The sequence below is a fragment of the Candidatus Glomeribacter gigasporarum BEG34 genome, assembly GCF_000227585.1.
In the GTDB taxonomy this organism is placed as follows: Bacteria; Pseudomonadota; Gammaproteobacteria; order Burkholderiales; family Burkholderiaceae; genus Glomeribacter; species Glomeribacter gigasporarum_B.
This window is the reverse complement of sequence record NZ_CAFB01000051.1, coordinates 18,617-32,727: the sequence shown is the minus strand read 5'-3', so window position 1 is coordinate 32,727 and position 14,111 is coordinate 18,617. Positions and strand designations below refer to the sequence as shown.

Annotated in this window: 21 protein-coding genes; 5 read left to right on the top strand and 16 right to left on the bottom strand. The window is 55.4% G+C overall.

The genetic code is table 11. The features are described from left to right. Positions 1-418: Panacea domain-containing protein (locus CAGGBEG34_RS07010; RefSeq protein ID WP_042688293.1), on the top strand; the 418-nt coding region annotated here is incomplete at its 5' end. 364 nt (positions 419-782) lie between these two features. Here the strand turns inward: CAGGBEG34_RS07010 and CAGGBEG34_RS09720 are convergent. The 4 genes from CAGGBEG34_RS09720 to CAGGBEG34_RS06995 all read right to left on the bottom strand — a co-directional run bounded on the left by CAGGBEG34_RS09720 (position 783) and on the right by CAGGBEG34_RS06995 (position 2,613). Continuing rightward, positions 783-1,367 carry a hypothetical protein gene (locus tag CAGGBEG34_RS09720; protein ID WP_006683049.1) on the bottom strand — a complete coding sequence of 195 codons (585 nt, stop codon included), beginning with the start codon at positions 1,365-1,367 and terminating at the stop codon, positions 783-785. Between the two features lie 111 nt (positions 1,368-1,478). Continuing rightward, entirely contained in the window at positions 1,479-1,622 is a 144-nt protein-coding gene (locus tag CAGGBEG34_RS11105) for a hypothetical protein (protein WP_158641828.1), read from the bottom strand. Positions 1,623-1,913: 291 nt separating this feature from the next. Continuing rightward, positions 1,914-2,402, bottom strand: a complete 489-nt coding sequence (locus CAGGBEG34_RS07000; RefSeq protein WP_006683047.1) for a lysozyme — start codon at positions 2,400-2,402, stop codon at positions 1,914-1,916. Further along, positions 2,392-2,613 (bottom strand): hypothetical protein, encoded by a 222-nt coding sequence (locus tag CAGGBEG34_RS06995; RefSeq protein WP_158641827.1) that lies wholly within the window; start codon positions 2,611-2,613, stop codon positions 2,392-2,394. Before CAGGBEG34_RS06995 ends, CAGGBEG34_RS07000 begins: the two co-directional genes overlap by 11 nt. A 105-nt stretch (positions 2,614-2,718) precedes the next feature. On the opposite strand from CAGGBEG34_RS06995, the gene CAGGBEG34_RS06990 reads away from it, so the two are divergent. Further along, the gene (locus CAGGBEG34_RS06990) at positions 2,719-3,015 is read left to right on the top strand and encodes a type II toxin-antitoxin system RelE/ParE family toxin (RefSeq protein WP_006683046.1); all 297 of its coding nucleotides are present in this window, start codon (positions 2,719-2,721) and stop codon (positions 3,013-3,015) included. Positions 3,016-3,028: 13 nt separating this feature from the next. Further along, positions 3,029-3,316 carry a HigA family addiction module antitoxin gene (locus tag CAGGBEG34_RS06985; RefSeq protein WP_006683045.1) on the top strand — a complete coding sequence of 96 codons (288 nt, stop codon included), beginning with the start codon at positions 3,029-3,031 and terminating at the stop codon, positions 3,314-3,316. A gap of 10 nt (positions 3,317-3,326) precedes the next feature. On the opposite strand, the gene CAGGBEG34_RS11965 is transcribed toward CAGGBEG34_RS06985, so the two are convergent. From CAGGBEG34_RS11965 to CAGGBEG34_RS06955, 8 genes are all read right to left on the bottom strand, one after another. Further along, positions 3,327-3,452, bottom strand: coding sequence for a hypothetical protein (locus tag CAGGBEG34_RS11965; protein WP_275226170.1), 126 nt, complete (start codon positions 3,450-3,452; stop codon positions 3,327-3,329). Positions 3,453-3,691: 239 nt separating this feature from the next. Further along, on the bottom strand, positions 3,692-3,877 hold the full coding sequence (locus tag CAGGBEG34_RS11100) for a hypothetical protein (protein ID WP_006683044.1): 186 nt from the start codon (positions 3,875-3,877) through the stop codon (positions 3,692-3,694). A gap of 19 nt (positions 3,878-3,896) precedes the next feature. Next, positions 3,897-5,471, bottom strand: coding sequence for a hypothetical protein (locus tag CAGGBEG34_RS11810; RefSeq protein WP_006683043.1), 1,575 nt, complete (start codon positions 5,469-5,471; stop codon positions 3,897-3,899). Between the two features lie 83 nt (positions 5,472-5,554). Next, entirely contained in the window at positions 5,555-6,178 is a 624-nt protein-coding gene (locus tag CAGGBEG34_RS06975) for a hypothetical protein (protein WP_006683042.1), read from the bottom strand. A gap of 23 nt (positions 6,179-6,201) precedes the next feature. Further along, entirely contained in the window at positions 6,202-6,483 is a 282-nt protein-coding gene (locus CAGGBEG34_RS06970) for a type II toxin-antitoxin system YafQ family toxin (protein WP_006683041.1), read from the bottom strand. Beyond that, a complete protein-coding gene (locus tag CAGGBEG34_RS06965) occupies positions 6,476-6,775 on the bottom strand; it encodes a type II toxin-antitoxin system RelB/DinJ family antitoxin (RefSeq protein WP_042688291.1) in 300 nt (99 codons plus the stop codon). The genes CAGGBEG34_RS06970 and CAGGBEG34_RS06965 overlap by 8 nt, the downstream gene beginning before the upstream one ends. Before the next feature lie 62 nt (positions 6,776-6,837). Further along, entirely contained in the window at positions 6,838-7,959 is a 1,122-nt protein-coding gene (locus CAGGBEG34_RS06960) for a baseplate J/gp47 family protein (RefSeq protein ID WP_006683039.1), read from the bottom strand. After that, complete coding sequence (locus tag CAGGBEG34_RS06955; RefSeq protein ID WP_006683038.1) at positions 7,960-8,349, bottom strand: hypothetical protein; 390 nt, start codon at positions 8,347-8,349, stop codon at positions 7,960-7,962. Between the two features lie 87 nt (positions 8,350-8,436). Here CAGGBEG34_RS06955 and CAGGBEG34_RS06950 point away from each other — a divergent pair, with 87 nt between their 5' ends. Further along, positions 8,437-8,733, top strand: coding sequence for a type II toxin-antitoxin system RelE/ParE family toxin (locus CAGGBEG34_RS06950; protein WP_006683037.1), 297 nt, complete (start codon positions 8,437-8,439; stop codon positions 8,731-8,733). Further along, entirely contained in the window at positions 8,702-9,001 is a 300-nt protein-coding gene (locus CAGGBEG34_RS06945) for a helix-turn-helix domain-containing protein (protein WP_081463783.1), read from the top strand. Before CAGGBEG34_RS06950 ends, CAGGBEG34_RS06945 begins: the two co-directional genes overlap by 32 nt. An 8-nt stretch (positions 9,002-9,009) precedes the next feature. Here CAGGBEG34_RS06945 and CAGGBEG34_RS06940 read toward each other — a convergent pair whose 3' ends face one another. Genes CAGGBEG34_RS06940 through CAGGBEG34_RS06925 form a run of 4 tightly spaced genes read right to left on the bottom strand, consistent with a single transcriptional unit; the run spans position 9,010 to position 14,101 of the window. Then, positions 9,010-9,693 (bottom strand): phage baseplate assembly protein, encoded by a 684-nt coding sequence (locus CAGGBEG34_RS06940; RefSeq protein WP_006683035.1) that lies wholly within the window; start codon positions 9,691-9,693, stop codon positions 9,010-9,012. Continuing rightward, positions 9,690-10,811, bottom strand: a complete 1,122-nt coding sequence (locus CAGGBEG34_RS06935; RefSeq protein WP_006683034.1) for a hypothetical protein — start codon at positions 10,809-10,811, stop codon at positions 9,690-9,692. The genes CAGGBEG34_RS06940 and CAGGBEG34_RS06935 overlap by 4 nt, the downstream gene beginning before the upstream one ends. Continuing rightward, positions 10,804-11,736, bottom strand: coding sequence for a LysM peptidoglycan-binding domain-containing protein (locus CAGGBEG34_RS06930; protein WP_006683033.1), 933 nt, complete (start codon positions 11,734-11,736; stop codon positions 10,804-10,806). The genes CAGGBEG34_RS06935 and CAGGBEG34_RS06930 overlap by 8 nt, the downstream gene beginning before the upstream one ends. 10 nt (positions 11,737-11,746) lie before the next feature. Beyond that, positions 11,747-14,101 carry a phage tail tape measure protein gene (locus CAGGBEG34_RS06925; RefSeq protein WP_006683032.1) on the bottom strand — a complete coding sequence of 785 codons (2,355 nt, stop codon included), beginning with the start codon at positions 14,099-14,101 and terminating at the stop codon, positions 11,747-11,749. Between the last annotated feature and the right edge of the window lie 10 nt (positions 14,102-14,111).

The window sequence follows — 14,111 nt, the reverse complement described above, 5'->3', positions numbered from 1 at the left end:
TTTTTTGACGCTGGTAGAAGAAGAGGTCGGTGACGCTTTATCCAATCTGAAGCTTCAGAAGCTGGTTTACTATGCGCAGGGGTTTCATCTGGCGTTGTTTAGCCGCCCCTTATTCGAGAACGCGATTGAAGCATGGACACACGGGCCGGTGATTCCTGGGCTTTATCATGCCTATAAGCAATACGGCGCGGGCGCTCTCCCTCGGCCCGTCGATTTTGATCTAGACATTTTTGATCGTGAGACGTGTGAACTCCTGGATGAGGTATACCAGGTGTACGGCCAATATTCCGCGTGGATGCTGCGCGATATCACGCATCAAGAGGGGCCTTGGGTACAAGCGTTTAATGAAGTCGGAGTCGGAGCAAAGATTGAGCACAAAGCGATGCAGGACTATTTCCGCACGCAGCTTAAAAATTAACGGATGGGTAAACGCAATCGATACGCGTCAGGAAGATGGATAAAACGCTCTATGAGCAGCATGCTCTAGTTTCTCTCGTTGCTCAGTTGCTGGCTCGGCAAGCCGTCGCAGCAGAGATTGTGTTTTCCATGTGCGGCGCGATTCGTGCGCAAAGATTTCTATCGTGGATAATGCTCTAACATACTCATTTCTGGTATGCTGCCCGTCCATGCAAAAGCTCGTGGAAGCGGATTGAGCCATTGCTGAACGATTAACTCAGCAGTTCGACGATTCGCTCAGTGACATCATCACATTCTCCACATTGCCTTACAGTGAAAACGGTTAAGTGCACTGCAAAATAAGCCGCGATGTCAACATCAACCACTCACATGTTGACATAGAAATCAAGTGATGTTGACTGATCGCTCTTGCTCTCTTGCAAATGCGCCTCTTTCAACTGCCGGTAGAAGTCCCGCCACCCTAACGCCTGTTCTTTCCATTGTCGGCAGATTCGGGCGTTGAAGGCGTTGGTTTCGGCAATCTCAGTAAGCGGAATGCCGGCGGGTTCTCGGTCAGACTCGGCGGGGGGGCTGGGAGCGATACCGGAGAATGCGGCGTTGTAGCTGCGCACGAAACCAATGTTAACGCCAAAGCGGGCGCTATCTTCTGAAGACACATAAACGGGCACCTCCTTGATGATGGCGTCGCCTTTTTCCTTAATGACTCGGATTCGGTCACGGTAACGCACTTCAACGCGCGTGACGACTCTAGCCTGCGCTTTCTCAAGTCGGGCGTTCGCTGAAGCGATTTTGGCCCGATAGGAGACAAGCGCTGCCTGAGCGCGCGCAAGCCGTGCTTCATAGCGCATAGCCTGGAATTTCCAGACGGCAGCGCCTGCCAGAAGCGCGCTGATCAGGCAGGCAGCAATAGGCAAGCGAGCGCCGAATAGAAAACGGATTAGGGTATTCATTCGTGAGCCAGCGGATGAGTAGGGGCATGCAGACGTGGATAAGCAGGATGAGGATGAGCGTCCAAACCATGCGCTGAAGTCTGGGAGAGCGATCAATGAGTTCAAGCATCTTCATCTCCACCACGCATGCACGGCCCAGATAAGCGTCGCGATGCCGCCACAGGCTGCGCCGATGGCCGCAATGACATAGGCCATCCCGATGCGCGCGGCAAATTGCTTTGCGCCCTCTGAATCCAGTTGACCGGTGATGTTCATCGCATCACCACCAACGGATGATCTTGACAAGCGGAGCGGCAGCTAAAGCGAGCATGGAGAGTCCGCCTAGTAGAATGGTGAAACCGATGCAAAACCGGAGCCACGGACTCAGCCAGCCCTCCAATTGGAGGTTTTTAAGTGTCATGCGCAACGTACTTTTGCTATACTTCACTGAAGTTTTGCTCCTTGGTGTGGCAAGGGGTTAAAACAAAAGGCCCTGACTGTTCAAGCAGTACAGGGCCTTTGCTTTTTAAGTTCAGAGCGGCTTTATTCTTTGCTGCTCACACAGGTTCATGTCTGCATCTCGCATAACTGCCGCTCGATCTTGCGGCGTTTGACCAGGCCAGGCTGAATGCGTTTTCTGCCGTGGCTGGCGTTGTCTTTGCCGTAAATCCAGCGGGAGAGTTCGCTGCATGCGCGCGCGCCTTCGCCCGCATTGATGCGGCGTAAGAGCGTAGAGCGGGCGAATTTCATTTCTCCAAAGTTATGCACGAAAGAGGCGAGCGCTGCGCGGCGGGGTTCGGGTAAAGGGACGCTCACGCGCCGATCTACGGCAGCCAGGGCTTCGGTTAAATCTTGCCGCAGCAGCCGCTCGCATGCTGGATGGTCAACGGTTTGACCCAGCGCTACGCCTCGCGTATGGCCGTAGCAGATCGTGGGAACGCCGGGGCCGTCCAGATAGGCGCGATGCCGGTCGCCTTCAAAGTACGTGATCACCAGCGTCGCGATTGTTGTGGTTCCAGCGCCCAGGGCAAGCGCCAGTTTGTGCTTAAAAGACATCTGATGCACCTCGTGCGCGGCGCATACGACGCAGACGTTTCCAGGGACGCACAAGCTTTACCCAGACAAAATGGATGATCAATACAATCGTATAGATCAGGAAGACGAGATAAGCCCAGTCAGAAACACCGTAATCCCAAAAGGACATCACAGCGATAGAGGCGGCAGGCGCTACCTGAGCGGCTTCGACAACGGCATCCGTTGTTTGCATCATGCACTCCGAAAATAAAAAGCCGCTTAAGAGCGGCAGATGTAAAAAAACCGCCTTGAGGCGGTGGGAAGTTGCAAAAAGTGTAGCGTTGCTATACGCTCTCAAATGATCAAAAGTTTCCGGCACAAGGGCATTCGGCGATTCTTTGAGACGGGTTCAACAGCCGGAATTCAGGCACAGCATGCCGCCCGTCTGAAAGTTCAATTGGCGGCGTTGAATCGCGCAATAAAACCCAGTGATATGAATGCGCCTGGTTGGAAACTCCACCTTTTAAAAGGAAAAAATCCGAAAAATCAAGAGATGAGCGGTCACTGGTCGATTTCAGTCAACGGCAATTGGCGGCTCACTTTCAAATTTGACGCTCAAGACGTTATCCTGGTCGATTATCAGGACTACCACTAACCGGAGCGTGACAATGCCTCGTATGTTCAATCCTCCGCATCCTGGAAAAGTCCTGCGAGAATATCTTGACGGTCTCACAGTGACAGACGCCGCCTCTCGTCTGCGCATCACGCGCACCGCGTTATCACGCATTCTGAACGGTAGCGCGGGTATTTCTGTCGATATGGCATTGCGCCTTGAAGCGGCGCTTGGCGCCAGCGCGCAGATGTGGCTTGGCATGCAAACAGATTATGATTTATGGCAGGCAGAGCAGCATGATCGCTTGCAGATTGAACCCTTTTATGCTGCTGTTCACGCCTGATTGCATGCGGCTATCCATGTAGAAACAGTCCCCGAACCGCATGGATAAGCGCGGGCAACGCAAAGCCATAAAGCACGCCCAGCCCTGCGTAATAGGCGATGCGAATCGATGGATGCTTCAAAAAGAGTTTCATCATTTGTATCCCTTCGTAGCAGCAACAATCTTTGCAATGCCGAACAAAACAGGCGCTGCGGCCAGGAGCACAAGCCAAAGCCATATGGCCAGAAATCGGAGCGGCGGCAGTTCTTTCATGGCGTGAATCACTTTGCTAAAATCAATCACATGTTCTTCCTTCTGTCTATCTCAGAGGGTTAGAAACAGAAAACCCCGCCTGTGGTCAGCAGAGCGGGGTTTTCGCTTTTGAAGGGCGAGGTTTTATTCCGTTTTATCGGGCGGCACTGGTCGGTAAGGCGGGTTGGGTTCCGCAGGCTCAGGCGTATGGCCCTCGCGCAGCCAGGCTTCGTAGTCGTCCCACCAGCGATGACCGCGCGGAATCACCGCCCAATCGGGGGCCAGGCGAATCATCACATCGGGGTCGGGTGTCAGGCGGTAACGGGGCATTGGGTTTCTCCTTTCCGTCTTAGAGTTCTGCATCGGCGCTCCATTGGTATTGATAAAGGTCGTTCCTGTCTGGGCCGCGGTTCAAGATAATGAGGCCAATCCCATTTTCGGACGATTCCAGGTGTATCACGAGAAGGGGGTCGACCTCATTCGCTCTCTCTATCCATCCGGCGGAGCCAGTGCTCGGACGGTAAATGGTAACCGCGGGCGGTACGCGCTTGGTGACTTTGAACGGTACGCCAAACAGAAACCCCAAACCCTGTAAGAGGATGGCATTTGGATTGCCAGCGTTATATTCCACAGCGCCAGGCGCTGTGAACGGCCGGTAGCTTTTCTCGTAATAGCGCTGGCACAGCTGCAATTCGTCCGCGAACAGGCGCCTCGCCCAGGGGGTGGCGATGACGCCGGGCTCCAGCTTGACGCGTCCCACCGTGCCTCCGGCGAAATCCACTCTGATGGGTTGGCCGAAGGGCAGTCGTTCCACGGTGATCGGACTCTCGCTCCAAGGGCCCCCATTGAAGCACGCGCGCGCGTCGCCGCGCCAGGAGAGGGTGTAAGACCCTCCGTCGATACTTTCAGCCTCCACTATCTGCTCGAGGGTTCCGCGCGTGATGTGCACGCCAGTGAGCCCATTTGTCGGCCAGTTCAGGTACGTGTCGCGTCCCCCCGCCTTCCAGCGGTCGAATCCATATATGTACGACGAGAGCAAGCTGCCCATGCGATAACCGCGCTGATTGATTGTGAAATCGCCATTGATCAGCAGGTTCACCGCACCGGCTGAGCGGGGTAACTGTTCGGTGGGGACATGGCCTTGCGCGTTCAGTGTCGCCACGCCCTCCGGCTGGCCTTTCTCTTCGACATTGACCGCATCGGTAATGCCGTAGCCGGCAAGCGTGGTCGCTTTGTGTGCGTAACGCTTATCCACGTCTGCATGGCTGATTTTCTGGGTCAGCGTCTCGGTGATGAATGGCGCATCGGGAGTGAGGCGGATATCCTGTTCGGTGATCGTGGTTTGACCGTGCGCGACGGTGATCAGGTATAGGCCGGTAGAACCCGCATCGGGCGCGGGCGGGCGCTGTTGCCCGCTCTGCGCTGCAACGCCCGCCTTAATGGACACATGGCAGATGCCTTTGCGCACGGTCGCTTGCGCCTCGCCGCTGTTGTTCGGGCCGGAATACGGATGATCGGGGTGATTCGTGTCGTAGTACGGCAATACAGCGGGCTCGGCATCCACATCTAGATAGGCGGCCTGTACCAGATAGTCGATGCTGTGGCCTGACGTTGCAGGCGCAGAGCAGGCGAACAGGCCCGCATCCAGCATCAGGCCCTGCTTCAGGATCGGATGATCGATGTCGGCAGGCAGGGAGGAATACGCGGACTCGTCCAGATTTTGCAGGCTGTAGATTTCGCCTGGGGCGACTTGCACTTCCATTGAAGCCGGCGCAGTCGGCGTGCAGGCCAGCCCGTTGACCAGCGTATTCGTTCCCAGAATCGCCTGCGCGAGCTTGGCAATACTGACCATCGCAAAGCGGTTGGTTTGCAGCAGGTCTTCTTCGTAGGGGATTTCCCCTTCGTAGACGATCACTCTGTCCATATAGACTCTCCAATAAAAAAGCCCGCACGAGGCGGGCTTCAAAGCTTCAGTTTAAAATCTCTATTCCTCGGTTCCGTTCAACCTCAACGGAATCGAATCCAGACAGTGGTGCCAACGGGTTTCACATGATTGACCGCGTCCACGATATCCGCATCGGTGAGTCCTCTGCGCCTGGCATAGGCGGCGCGCGAGGGCGTTTTATAGGCACCGCACGGAATCCGGTAGCCCGCCACAAAGGGCAGTCCCGCGATGCGCGGACGGTAAGCCGTCACAAAGCATTGGTAAGCTCTGCGCCTGGAGCCGTAGCCGCCTTTGAGACCATACGCCAGTCCAGGCCCGCGATAGCAGCCTGTGTCCATTATTCGTTGCGGTTCAAAAACACGGGGTTCGCGTCCGGTCAGATCGTTCAACGCCTGAATCAGTCCGGCGCGGGTCGCGCGCTCACCAAACAGACGCGCCCGAATGCGTTGTCGGAACGCGGCATCCGATTGGTCTGGCCCGCGCTTGAGCGCATCCCCAAAGAAATCCGCCGCGATCAGGTCCAGCCAGCCGCCCGTTGCGGTCTGGAGGCGTGTTTGCAGGCGCGCGTATTCGATCAGCCGATGTGCATGGCGCGCGGTAGCCGCCAAGCCGTGCAGCAGCGCATCCAGAACCGGCGTTTGATCACCGAACCAGCGCGGCAGAAGTGATTTGAAGCGGTTGAACATGGCGTTTGATCCCCTACAATGCATCAAAGCTTCAATTCAGAGTGTGAACCCAACCGAAGAAGAACGAGCTGAGTATCGTCAGGCTTCTGGTAGATCCAAACAAGATCGGGCTTGATATGACAGTCCCGTGAGCCATTCCAATTGCCTGCTAGCGCATGATCTCTGTAACGCGCGGCAAGCAGTTGATCATTCGCCAGGGCTTCGAGTACCGGCATTAAATCTGCCTCTAGCGTCTTTCCGTTCCGACCTTTTTGCTCCCGCTTCACGTCGCGCCGGAATGCCCCGGTATAGTCAATGTCACGCATGCTTGCGGGTCGCTTTCCTGGCAGGCTTTTGTTTGTCTCCCTCGTCTCGTATCATCGCTCTAATACCGTCAAGCGTGGTGCGCGTAAGTTTGCCTTCTTCCGCCTCACGCATTGCTTGTACTGTCTCTGCGTTTGGCTGGAAAAAATCGATTGGGAGCGCTTTTTCTGTCGCAATGCGAGTTAGGACGACGCGCACCACATCGGAAACCGAAAGCCCAGTTGCTTTGATGATGGCGGTTGCCGCCTCCCTGATTTCATCAGACACACGGGCTTGAACAACACGACTCGCCATAGGCCTATCTCCAGTTTTAAATGTAATACATTGTACTACACTCTGCATACTTTTTGACTTTTTCAGGTGACGATCACCGTACCGGCTTTAAACGTCTGCTTCGGCGTTGAGATCAGATCATCAGTAGCCCCATTCAATTGCACTGCAAATACATTCGTCACTGCGGGCGAGGCGTCATACGCAATCTGCGCGAGCCGTGTATAGGGGAGCATTGCACCGAGCCCAAGCGCATTGAGGGTGTTTTTAATCGCTGCGGCCACCTGCGCAGCGGTTGCCGTATGATCAGCGCCCGCCGTCTGAATCTTCATCTGCACTTTCACCTTGACCACGACGGGTGCAAAGACGCTGAAGTGCACTGCAAGCGGGCGCACTGCTTCAATCGCGGTGTAGACCGTTGCGATCAGTGTTTGGGTCGGCATCCCCGTGCCGTCATCGACGACGACATAGAAATACCCCCTTTGTTCATCACCTTCATACGTCTGGTTCTCAACCAGCGCATAAGAGAGGCCGGGCTTTACGCTGGTAATCGCGTAGCCGACCGCATCCATCGTCGCTTTGGATAAAGAGGCAATGTACGCAATAAAGCGCTTGCGCAATGCGGGATCAGACTCTGCATCTGTGCCGTTCGTTAACGCGGCTTCATTCGTGACCGTATCGACGCCTGGCATTGCCTGAGCGAGTGTGTCAATGCTGCCGATGCGGGCGTTCCCCGCTGCGCCTGCCTGCTCCGCCTGCACTGGCAACGTGATGGAGGCGAGATTCGGCGCAAGGACATAGCCGGCCTCCTCCGCATCCCACGCCGGATGATCGGCGTCCTTGACTACCGCATAGTGCTGGACGCCATTTGCCGTCTGGACTTTCGCACCTACTGGAATCAGGGCGGGCTGTGTGGGCGTAAAACGCGAGAAGGTGACATATCCTGTAGCAGCCACGGCGGGCAGACGGCTTAAACCATAGTCCTCGACCCATGAATCCAGATCAGCGCCTGTTGAAGTCGCCGCGCGCGTCGTTTTCAACAGATGCAGAATCAAGCCTTGCAGCCAGAGTGTCACCGCCGCATTCGCTTCAATCACCGCGCGCAGAATCGAGCCGACCGTCAGATCAACCAGGGAGCGAGCAGCCCCTTGAATCGCGGCGGCCTGTTCGCGTACCAGTGTTACAAAGTCTTTTGTTGAGATCGCCATTTAGGGCTGCACCGTAAAAGAGAGCGAAACGGGTTGCTGTTGTGTAGCATCGACATACTGAATGGACACGGCTACCCCGTCCGCCAGCGGCCTGATATCAATGCTGGGTTCAGGGTGATGCGCAACCGATGCCTCTGTGCGCAGTTGTGCGCGAATCAGCGCCCGAATGCGGGCGACATCTGTAATATTTCCAATCATCTTCGGCAATCCCGCACCGTACGCCGGATGAAAGACATAATCGCCTGGACTGGTCAGCAAGCGCCGTAACACCCGCTGCTGGCTGCGCTGCGTGCCCGTTGCCGTCATCAGATCGCCTGTGCTGCTGGCGGATAGATCACTGCCAACCGTTTGATCAAGATCGTGCAGCGTATTGATTGAGTTTGTTGCCATAGATATCCAATTGGGTATACTATCTAGTCAATGAAGATTGTTTTTTACCAATCTGCGCGGACGCCTGTTCGGGACTTCATTTAACATTTGCCTGTACAGGATCGAGCCAAAGTATTCGCCTGTCTCAAAAGCATTGAGGACATGGGATTGGATAGTCCTCGCGTTCAACTCAGACAAATTAAAGGCAAACTGTGGGAAATCAAAGTCCGCGCAACGGTTGGGTATCGCATTTTTTATGTCCTGCTTCAGAAAGAAGTGCTGGTATTACTGCACGCCTATCAAAAACAGTCTCAAAAAGCACCGGCTAAAGAACTAGCCATTGCTGAAAAACGAATGCTGGAGGTGATTCATCATGCCAACGACTACCTTGACGGATGTGATTGAGGAAGAATGTCAAGATGCTGAATTTAAGCAGCATTTTCAACGTGAACTCCTCATTAACGAAATTGCAAAACTCATTCTTCAACTCAGGCAAAGAGCGACGCTCACACAAAAGGAACTCGCTTATAAAGCAAAAACAACACAGCCAGTGATTGCGCGACTAGAGAAAGGCTCGGATTCGCGCGTTCCATCACTGGAATTGTTGACGCGCATTGCAACGGCAGCCAATGCCAAACTTAAACTGGTCATTGAGTCACCTTGTCATTCCTGATTGAATCCTCATTGCGGCGCGCCTGTTTGTCCACCGCCTGGCTCAACGCCGCCGTGCGTATGGCCTTTGAGGCTGATGCCATCCGCAATGACATCGCCGTTCCTCACCCGCAGGCTGCCCTCAACTTCAGCGCCGCTGCCACCGCTCACCGTCATCCCGCCTTGGCCGGTAATCGCTTGAGTCACATGCAAAGCGCCGTCGATGCTGACCGGCCCTTTGTGATTCCACTGCGATGCGCGGCTTTGTAGGGTGCCGCTGACATCCAGATGCACGTCACTGTTTGCCTGGATGTTTAAGTCTTGGGTCGCCCGTAATTCCACCGTGCCATCGTTGCGGAATTTCAGTTGTGCGCCTTTCCGATGCACCAGCCAGAATTCGCCGGATGGACACGGCAAGGGCCGTTCAACCGCGTTATAGAAGCGCCAGCCCGCACAGCCATTGCCGCCATCGTCTTCCTGAAAGTCGATCTCAATCGCGTCGCCAATGGACGGCGGACAGAACAGGCCCCAGCCGTTGCCGACCCAGGCGGATTTCAGCGGAATCCAGCCGGTTAAAACCCCTTCCGGTTGTAACTGCACTTTCACCGCATAGGTCTTAGGGTCGTAACTCGTGACAATCCCGTGCCGTGTTGCTGCACGGCTTTGGGTCGCTTGTTGCGCGACCGATTTAAACGCATTCATTAAATATTTCATTGCGCCGCCTCCCGTTCAGCGTGCGGGTTCTTCGCCTGAACCTCCATCTGATAGCCTTCCTCAGCGCTTAAGCTGCGGGTGATGCTTTCGGGGTAATAGCGTTGATTAAACTTCGTACCGGTGCCGCGTACTTCAATCGGCGTCGCGCAGTCCAGTACCGAATCCGCCGGCAGCCGCGCGTCCAGCCGCATCTCGTGCGCGATGATCTGCCGGTACTTGCTCTGCGCCCGTTTTTGTGCTTCGGCGGGCGTAAGTCCGGCAATCGTGTATGGATAGACTGAAGTCGCCTGTCCAGGCTGAATCGATTTGCCCGCCTTTGGAAACGATTCAATAAAGCACTGTTTGCGCGAGCTGTTCCAGCTATGCACTTTGACGACGACATCACGGGCAATCGTTAGATTGCGGGTGAAGTTCAGACTCATCACGTTTGAGAGGGAATAGCCGCGTTGCGCATCGGCAGCTTTCCACTCAATGACATAAGGGGTGGCCTGTGCTTCAGGTTTTGGCTCAAAATGCAGTTCCTTTCCTCTCACATAGAGCTGAAAGTCCGCCACATTCGCTAAAAAGCTCAGCAGTTCCCATTCGCTTTGCTGCTGCGTCAGGCTCGCATGCGCGTGCTGATAATAAACGCCTGCTTTCGTATGGGTGGCCGTCACCACCGGCATTAAGTCGCGCCGCTGCGCGAGCAGCGTGGCAATCTGGCTCGCGGTCTGGTCTGCAAAGTGTTCACTGGTGTTGGTATCGATCAGGCGCGCCGTAAAATCGCGTCCAGTCAGTTCAATCGTGCCTTCAACCGGATTGAAATTCACATCGTCTGCCTGGCCGACGATCAGGCGCTCCAATTCTTCGGGCGTAAAATGTTGCGCGTCCTCTGGAAATCCGGCAAAAATCTCCACTTCCAGGCTTTTTTGTTCCGAGAACCACATCGCATTGCGCGACTCTGGCAATTGCGATACGGCAAACACGACGCGGAAGGTATCCGCACTGCGATAGGCGTTGTTCCCAACTTCCAGCGAATCCCAGCCTGGAACGATCTTGCCATTGAGCTTCACCGCCCCGCGCGGCTGGCGGGCTTCTGGGCGGGGTGCAGGGATAGATTCAGGCGCACGGTTAAGCATTGAACACTCCATCTGAGGCTTCTGTTCGTGGAGGGATGATCAATGTCTGGATGCCTTCGAGATTGGGGTCGGTTAATCCATTCGCCTGCGCAATCGCTGTCCAGTCCATCGCATTGCCATATTCTTCCGCCGCAATCCGATATAAGTTGCCACCGGCAATGGTGAGCGTTTTGCCGCGCATGAATACGGCGTCTAAGTTGTGGCGCAGCCGTCCCATCGCCGCGCGCAGACGCAAGAGCGCAGTGAGCCGCGCCAGTGCCTCAATCTGCTCGATCAGCCGTAATCCGAGATCGCCAACGCTGCTCGCCACCGCAAGCGCGCGATTCGTTTGGTGCATCAGGATGTCTGTGCGCTCCAGAATCTCATCCACCGGCTGGCGAATGCGGGCAATCGCACTTTGGGTTGCATTGGCAATTCGGGTTGTTGTGCGAATGGCGTTGTCCAGCGTATCCAGCAAGGCGCTCAGCGGCGCATCGTCAATGTTCAGCGCCTCAGTCCGGGCAGTTGACGAATCCTCATCCAGCGCATCTTTAATCGATCTCGTAGCTCCAACGTTTTCCGTTGCGGAGGTATCCTCCAGCACTTCGCAAACGATGCGATAGCGTAGTTGTGTTTCACGCTCATATTCGGCAGTAAAGGATTGGATCACGACCCGATAGGCAAATTCGCCCCACGCCAATGTGATTGGCTGGCCCGCAATGCGCAGCGCATCCAGACTTCGAAACCGTTCCCGTGCATGCGGGCCGAGCAGGAAGCCCGACCATTCGAGCCGCGCATCGGCCCGCCCCAGTGCATCAATGATCTTTTGTCCACCGACCAACACATGCACAGCAAGCTTCTGTTCTCCGCCGATCTGTATTTTTTCAGGGATTTCATGGCGGGTAAATGTAAAATCGCCCAGCGTCAGTGTGGTATCCGCTTTCATTGCGTTCCGTTCATGCCATGCCAATGGGAAGCACGCCCATTGTCGGGTCAAAGAGGGATGCGCCTGTGCCAGACCGATTGGCCGCGCGCGCCTGATGCGTGGTGACGACCTTTGCAATCGCTTGATCTTTCAGATTGATCACCGAATGCACCTGCACGGTCTGAACAGCGCGCGGTGCAATATGCCGGCTCTGTTTATCCGGCAAATGGCGCGCGCGGTACTGGTCTGCAAAGCTGAGTCGCTTGAGTTCCCACGCTTTGGGAAGAATTTTGTTGATCCCAGAGAGGATCGTGTTGAACAGAAATTGCCATTGATCGAGGAACCACCAGATAAAAGTCTTCAATGCACGGCCCAACGCGCTTTTAAGTACAGTCCAGAGAGGGCCGATTTTCTTTTTGACCCAGACCCATGCGCCTACAATCATTTTACTGGCCCAAGTTCCGATGCCTACAATCATTTTACTGGCCCAAGTTCCGATGGCTTTCACTTTTTTCCAGATCACATCCCAATTGCGCCAGAGCCAGAGGCCGAGCGTGACGGCCATCACCACCCAACCAATGATCGGAATCGCCCGTAGTCCAATCATCAGAATGCGGCCAATCCAGGTCAATGCAGGCATCATGAAACGGCCCAGCACGCCACCGAATACACCACGCAGCTTGCCGAATACACCACGCAGCTTGCCAAATACGCCTGAAAACACTTGAGCCAACAGGGCGGCGGGTTTGCTTGTGCGGATGGCCTTCATTGCCCGCGCAAACCAAGCGCCGCTTGCGCGTGCGATACCTCTGGATAATGTGATGAACTTGCCGCCCGCCCATGAAAACGGCTTCAGGATAGAAGCCAGCGGCGCTTTAATCAGGTGCTTCCCAATAAAACGCACTGGCCTGGATTTGGCCGCTTTGCCGAGTATGGAAGCCCCCACCCGACCGCCTTTAAAGACACCCAGCCCGCTCCAGAGCATTGCTGCTCCAAGCACCCGAAAGGCGTCAGCTAATAGCAATACCGTGTCGCGAAACGCCAGCGCGCCGGAGAGCACAGTAAAAGCAATACTGAGACCCTTAACGGTGCCGGTGTTCTTTTCCGCCCACGCATTCAGTTTTTTCAGCGTCTCGGTCAGCCCGTGCAGACCGGCGAGTGTCTCAGGCAATGGCGCGATGCCGACCTGGGTCTTCAGATTTTTCCATTGCGTGTGCAGCGCCTGGGTCGCCAATTGCGGATTCGTCCTGGTGAGTTGCCGGTAAGCGTCGATGCCGCTCGCCCGTTCGATCAAGATTCGATCCCGCTCAAACTGCTGCGCCTTGTTCACCAGCGTTTGCAAGCCGAACGCAGCAATCCGGTTTTTGGTCAGCGCATAGTACGCATCGACTTCCGATAGATGCTTTGTTCGCATCAATCTCTGAATCGCGGGCGCGGCGTATGTATTGGCCCATGCGAGCGGGTTTTGCGCGAATACGTCCGACCCTTTGATCCCGCCTGGCAGAATCTTTGCCGTGCCGGTATGCGGCTTGTTCGGCACCATCATCCCGCGTTTCACCAGCCCTGCATCGACCCAGTTTTGCATCAGGTCTTTCGGAATCATCCGGTCCGCAATCATCCCGTACAGGCTGGCGATCATGTTACCCGCGCCCGATGCCCCGCCCTGGCTACCGCCGCGTCCGCTTTTCATTTCCTGGATCAGCGTTGGCAGATAGTTGTATTTAAATTCTTCCGACAGATAAGGCGCAGCGGTGCGCGCATATTTCAGCGCCTGATGGAAATCCGATACCGTTACGGTGCCGCCCATACCCACAATCGCCTGCGTCATCATTTCCGCCTGGCGCTGGATAGCATTCGTGCTGATGGCCCCCTTTGTGCCAATCTCAATCGCCTTGACCATATCGAAGCCGACATGCGCCTGTTTCTGGCCGGACACCGCTTCCAGAATGCTGGAGGCCATCTGCACCTGTGGCAATACACTTAGCGCTTCATGCTCATGCCCTGCACCGAAGGCGCTGCGCAATTCCCGATACGCTTTGAGATTGTCCGTTGCGGTTGATGTCACCACATCGCGGCTCACTTGCCAGGCTTTTCCCACCACTTCAGCGATTTCAGCCTGTTTCATCCCCAAAACGTTCAGATTGGAGAGTTGGTTCTGATAGGCCATTGCATCCTTCAGCGGCCCTTTGAACAGGGACAAACCCGCTACCCCGACGCCAAGCGATAGTCCGCCTTTTAGCGCCTGATGCTTGATCGACAGGATGCGCGCTTCCAGCTCCCGCGCGCTTTGCTCCGCACGCATGAACTGGCGGGAGAGTCCGAGTAAGCCCGATGCCGCGTGGTTGATCAGACTGATGCGGATGCCGATTTTGTACGCTTCGAACATAAACGAAATG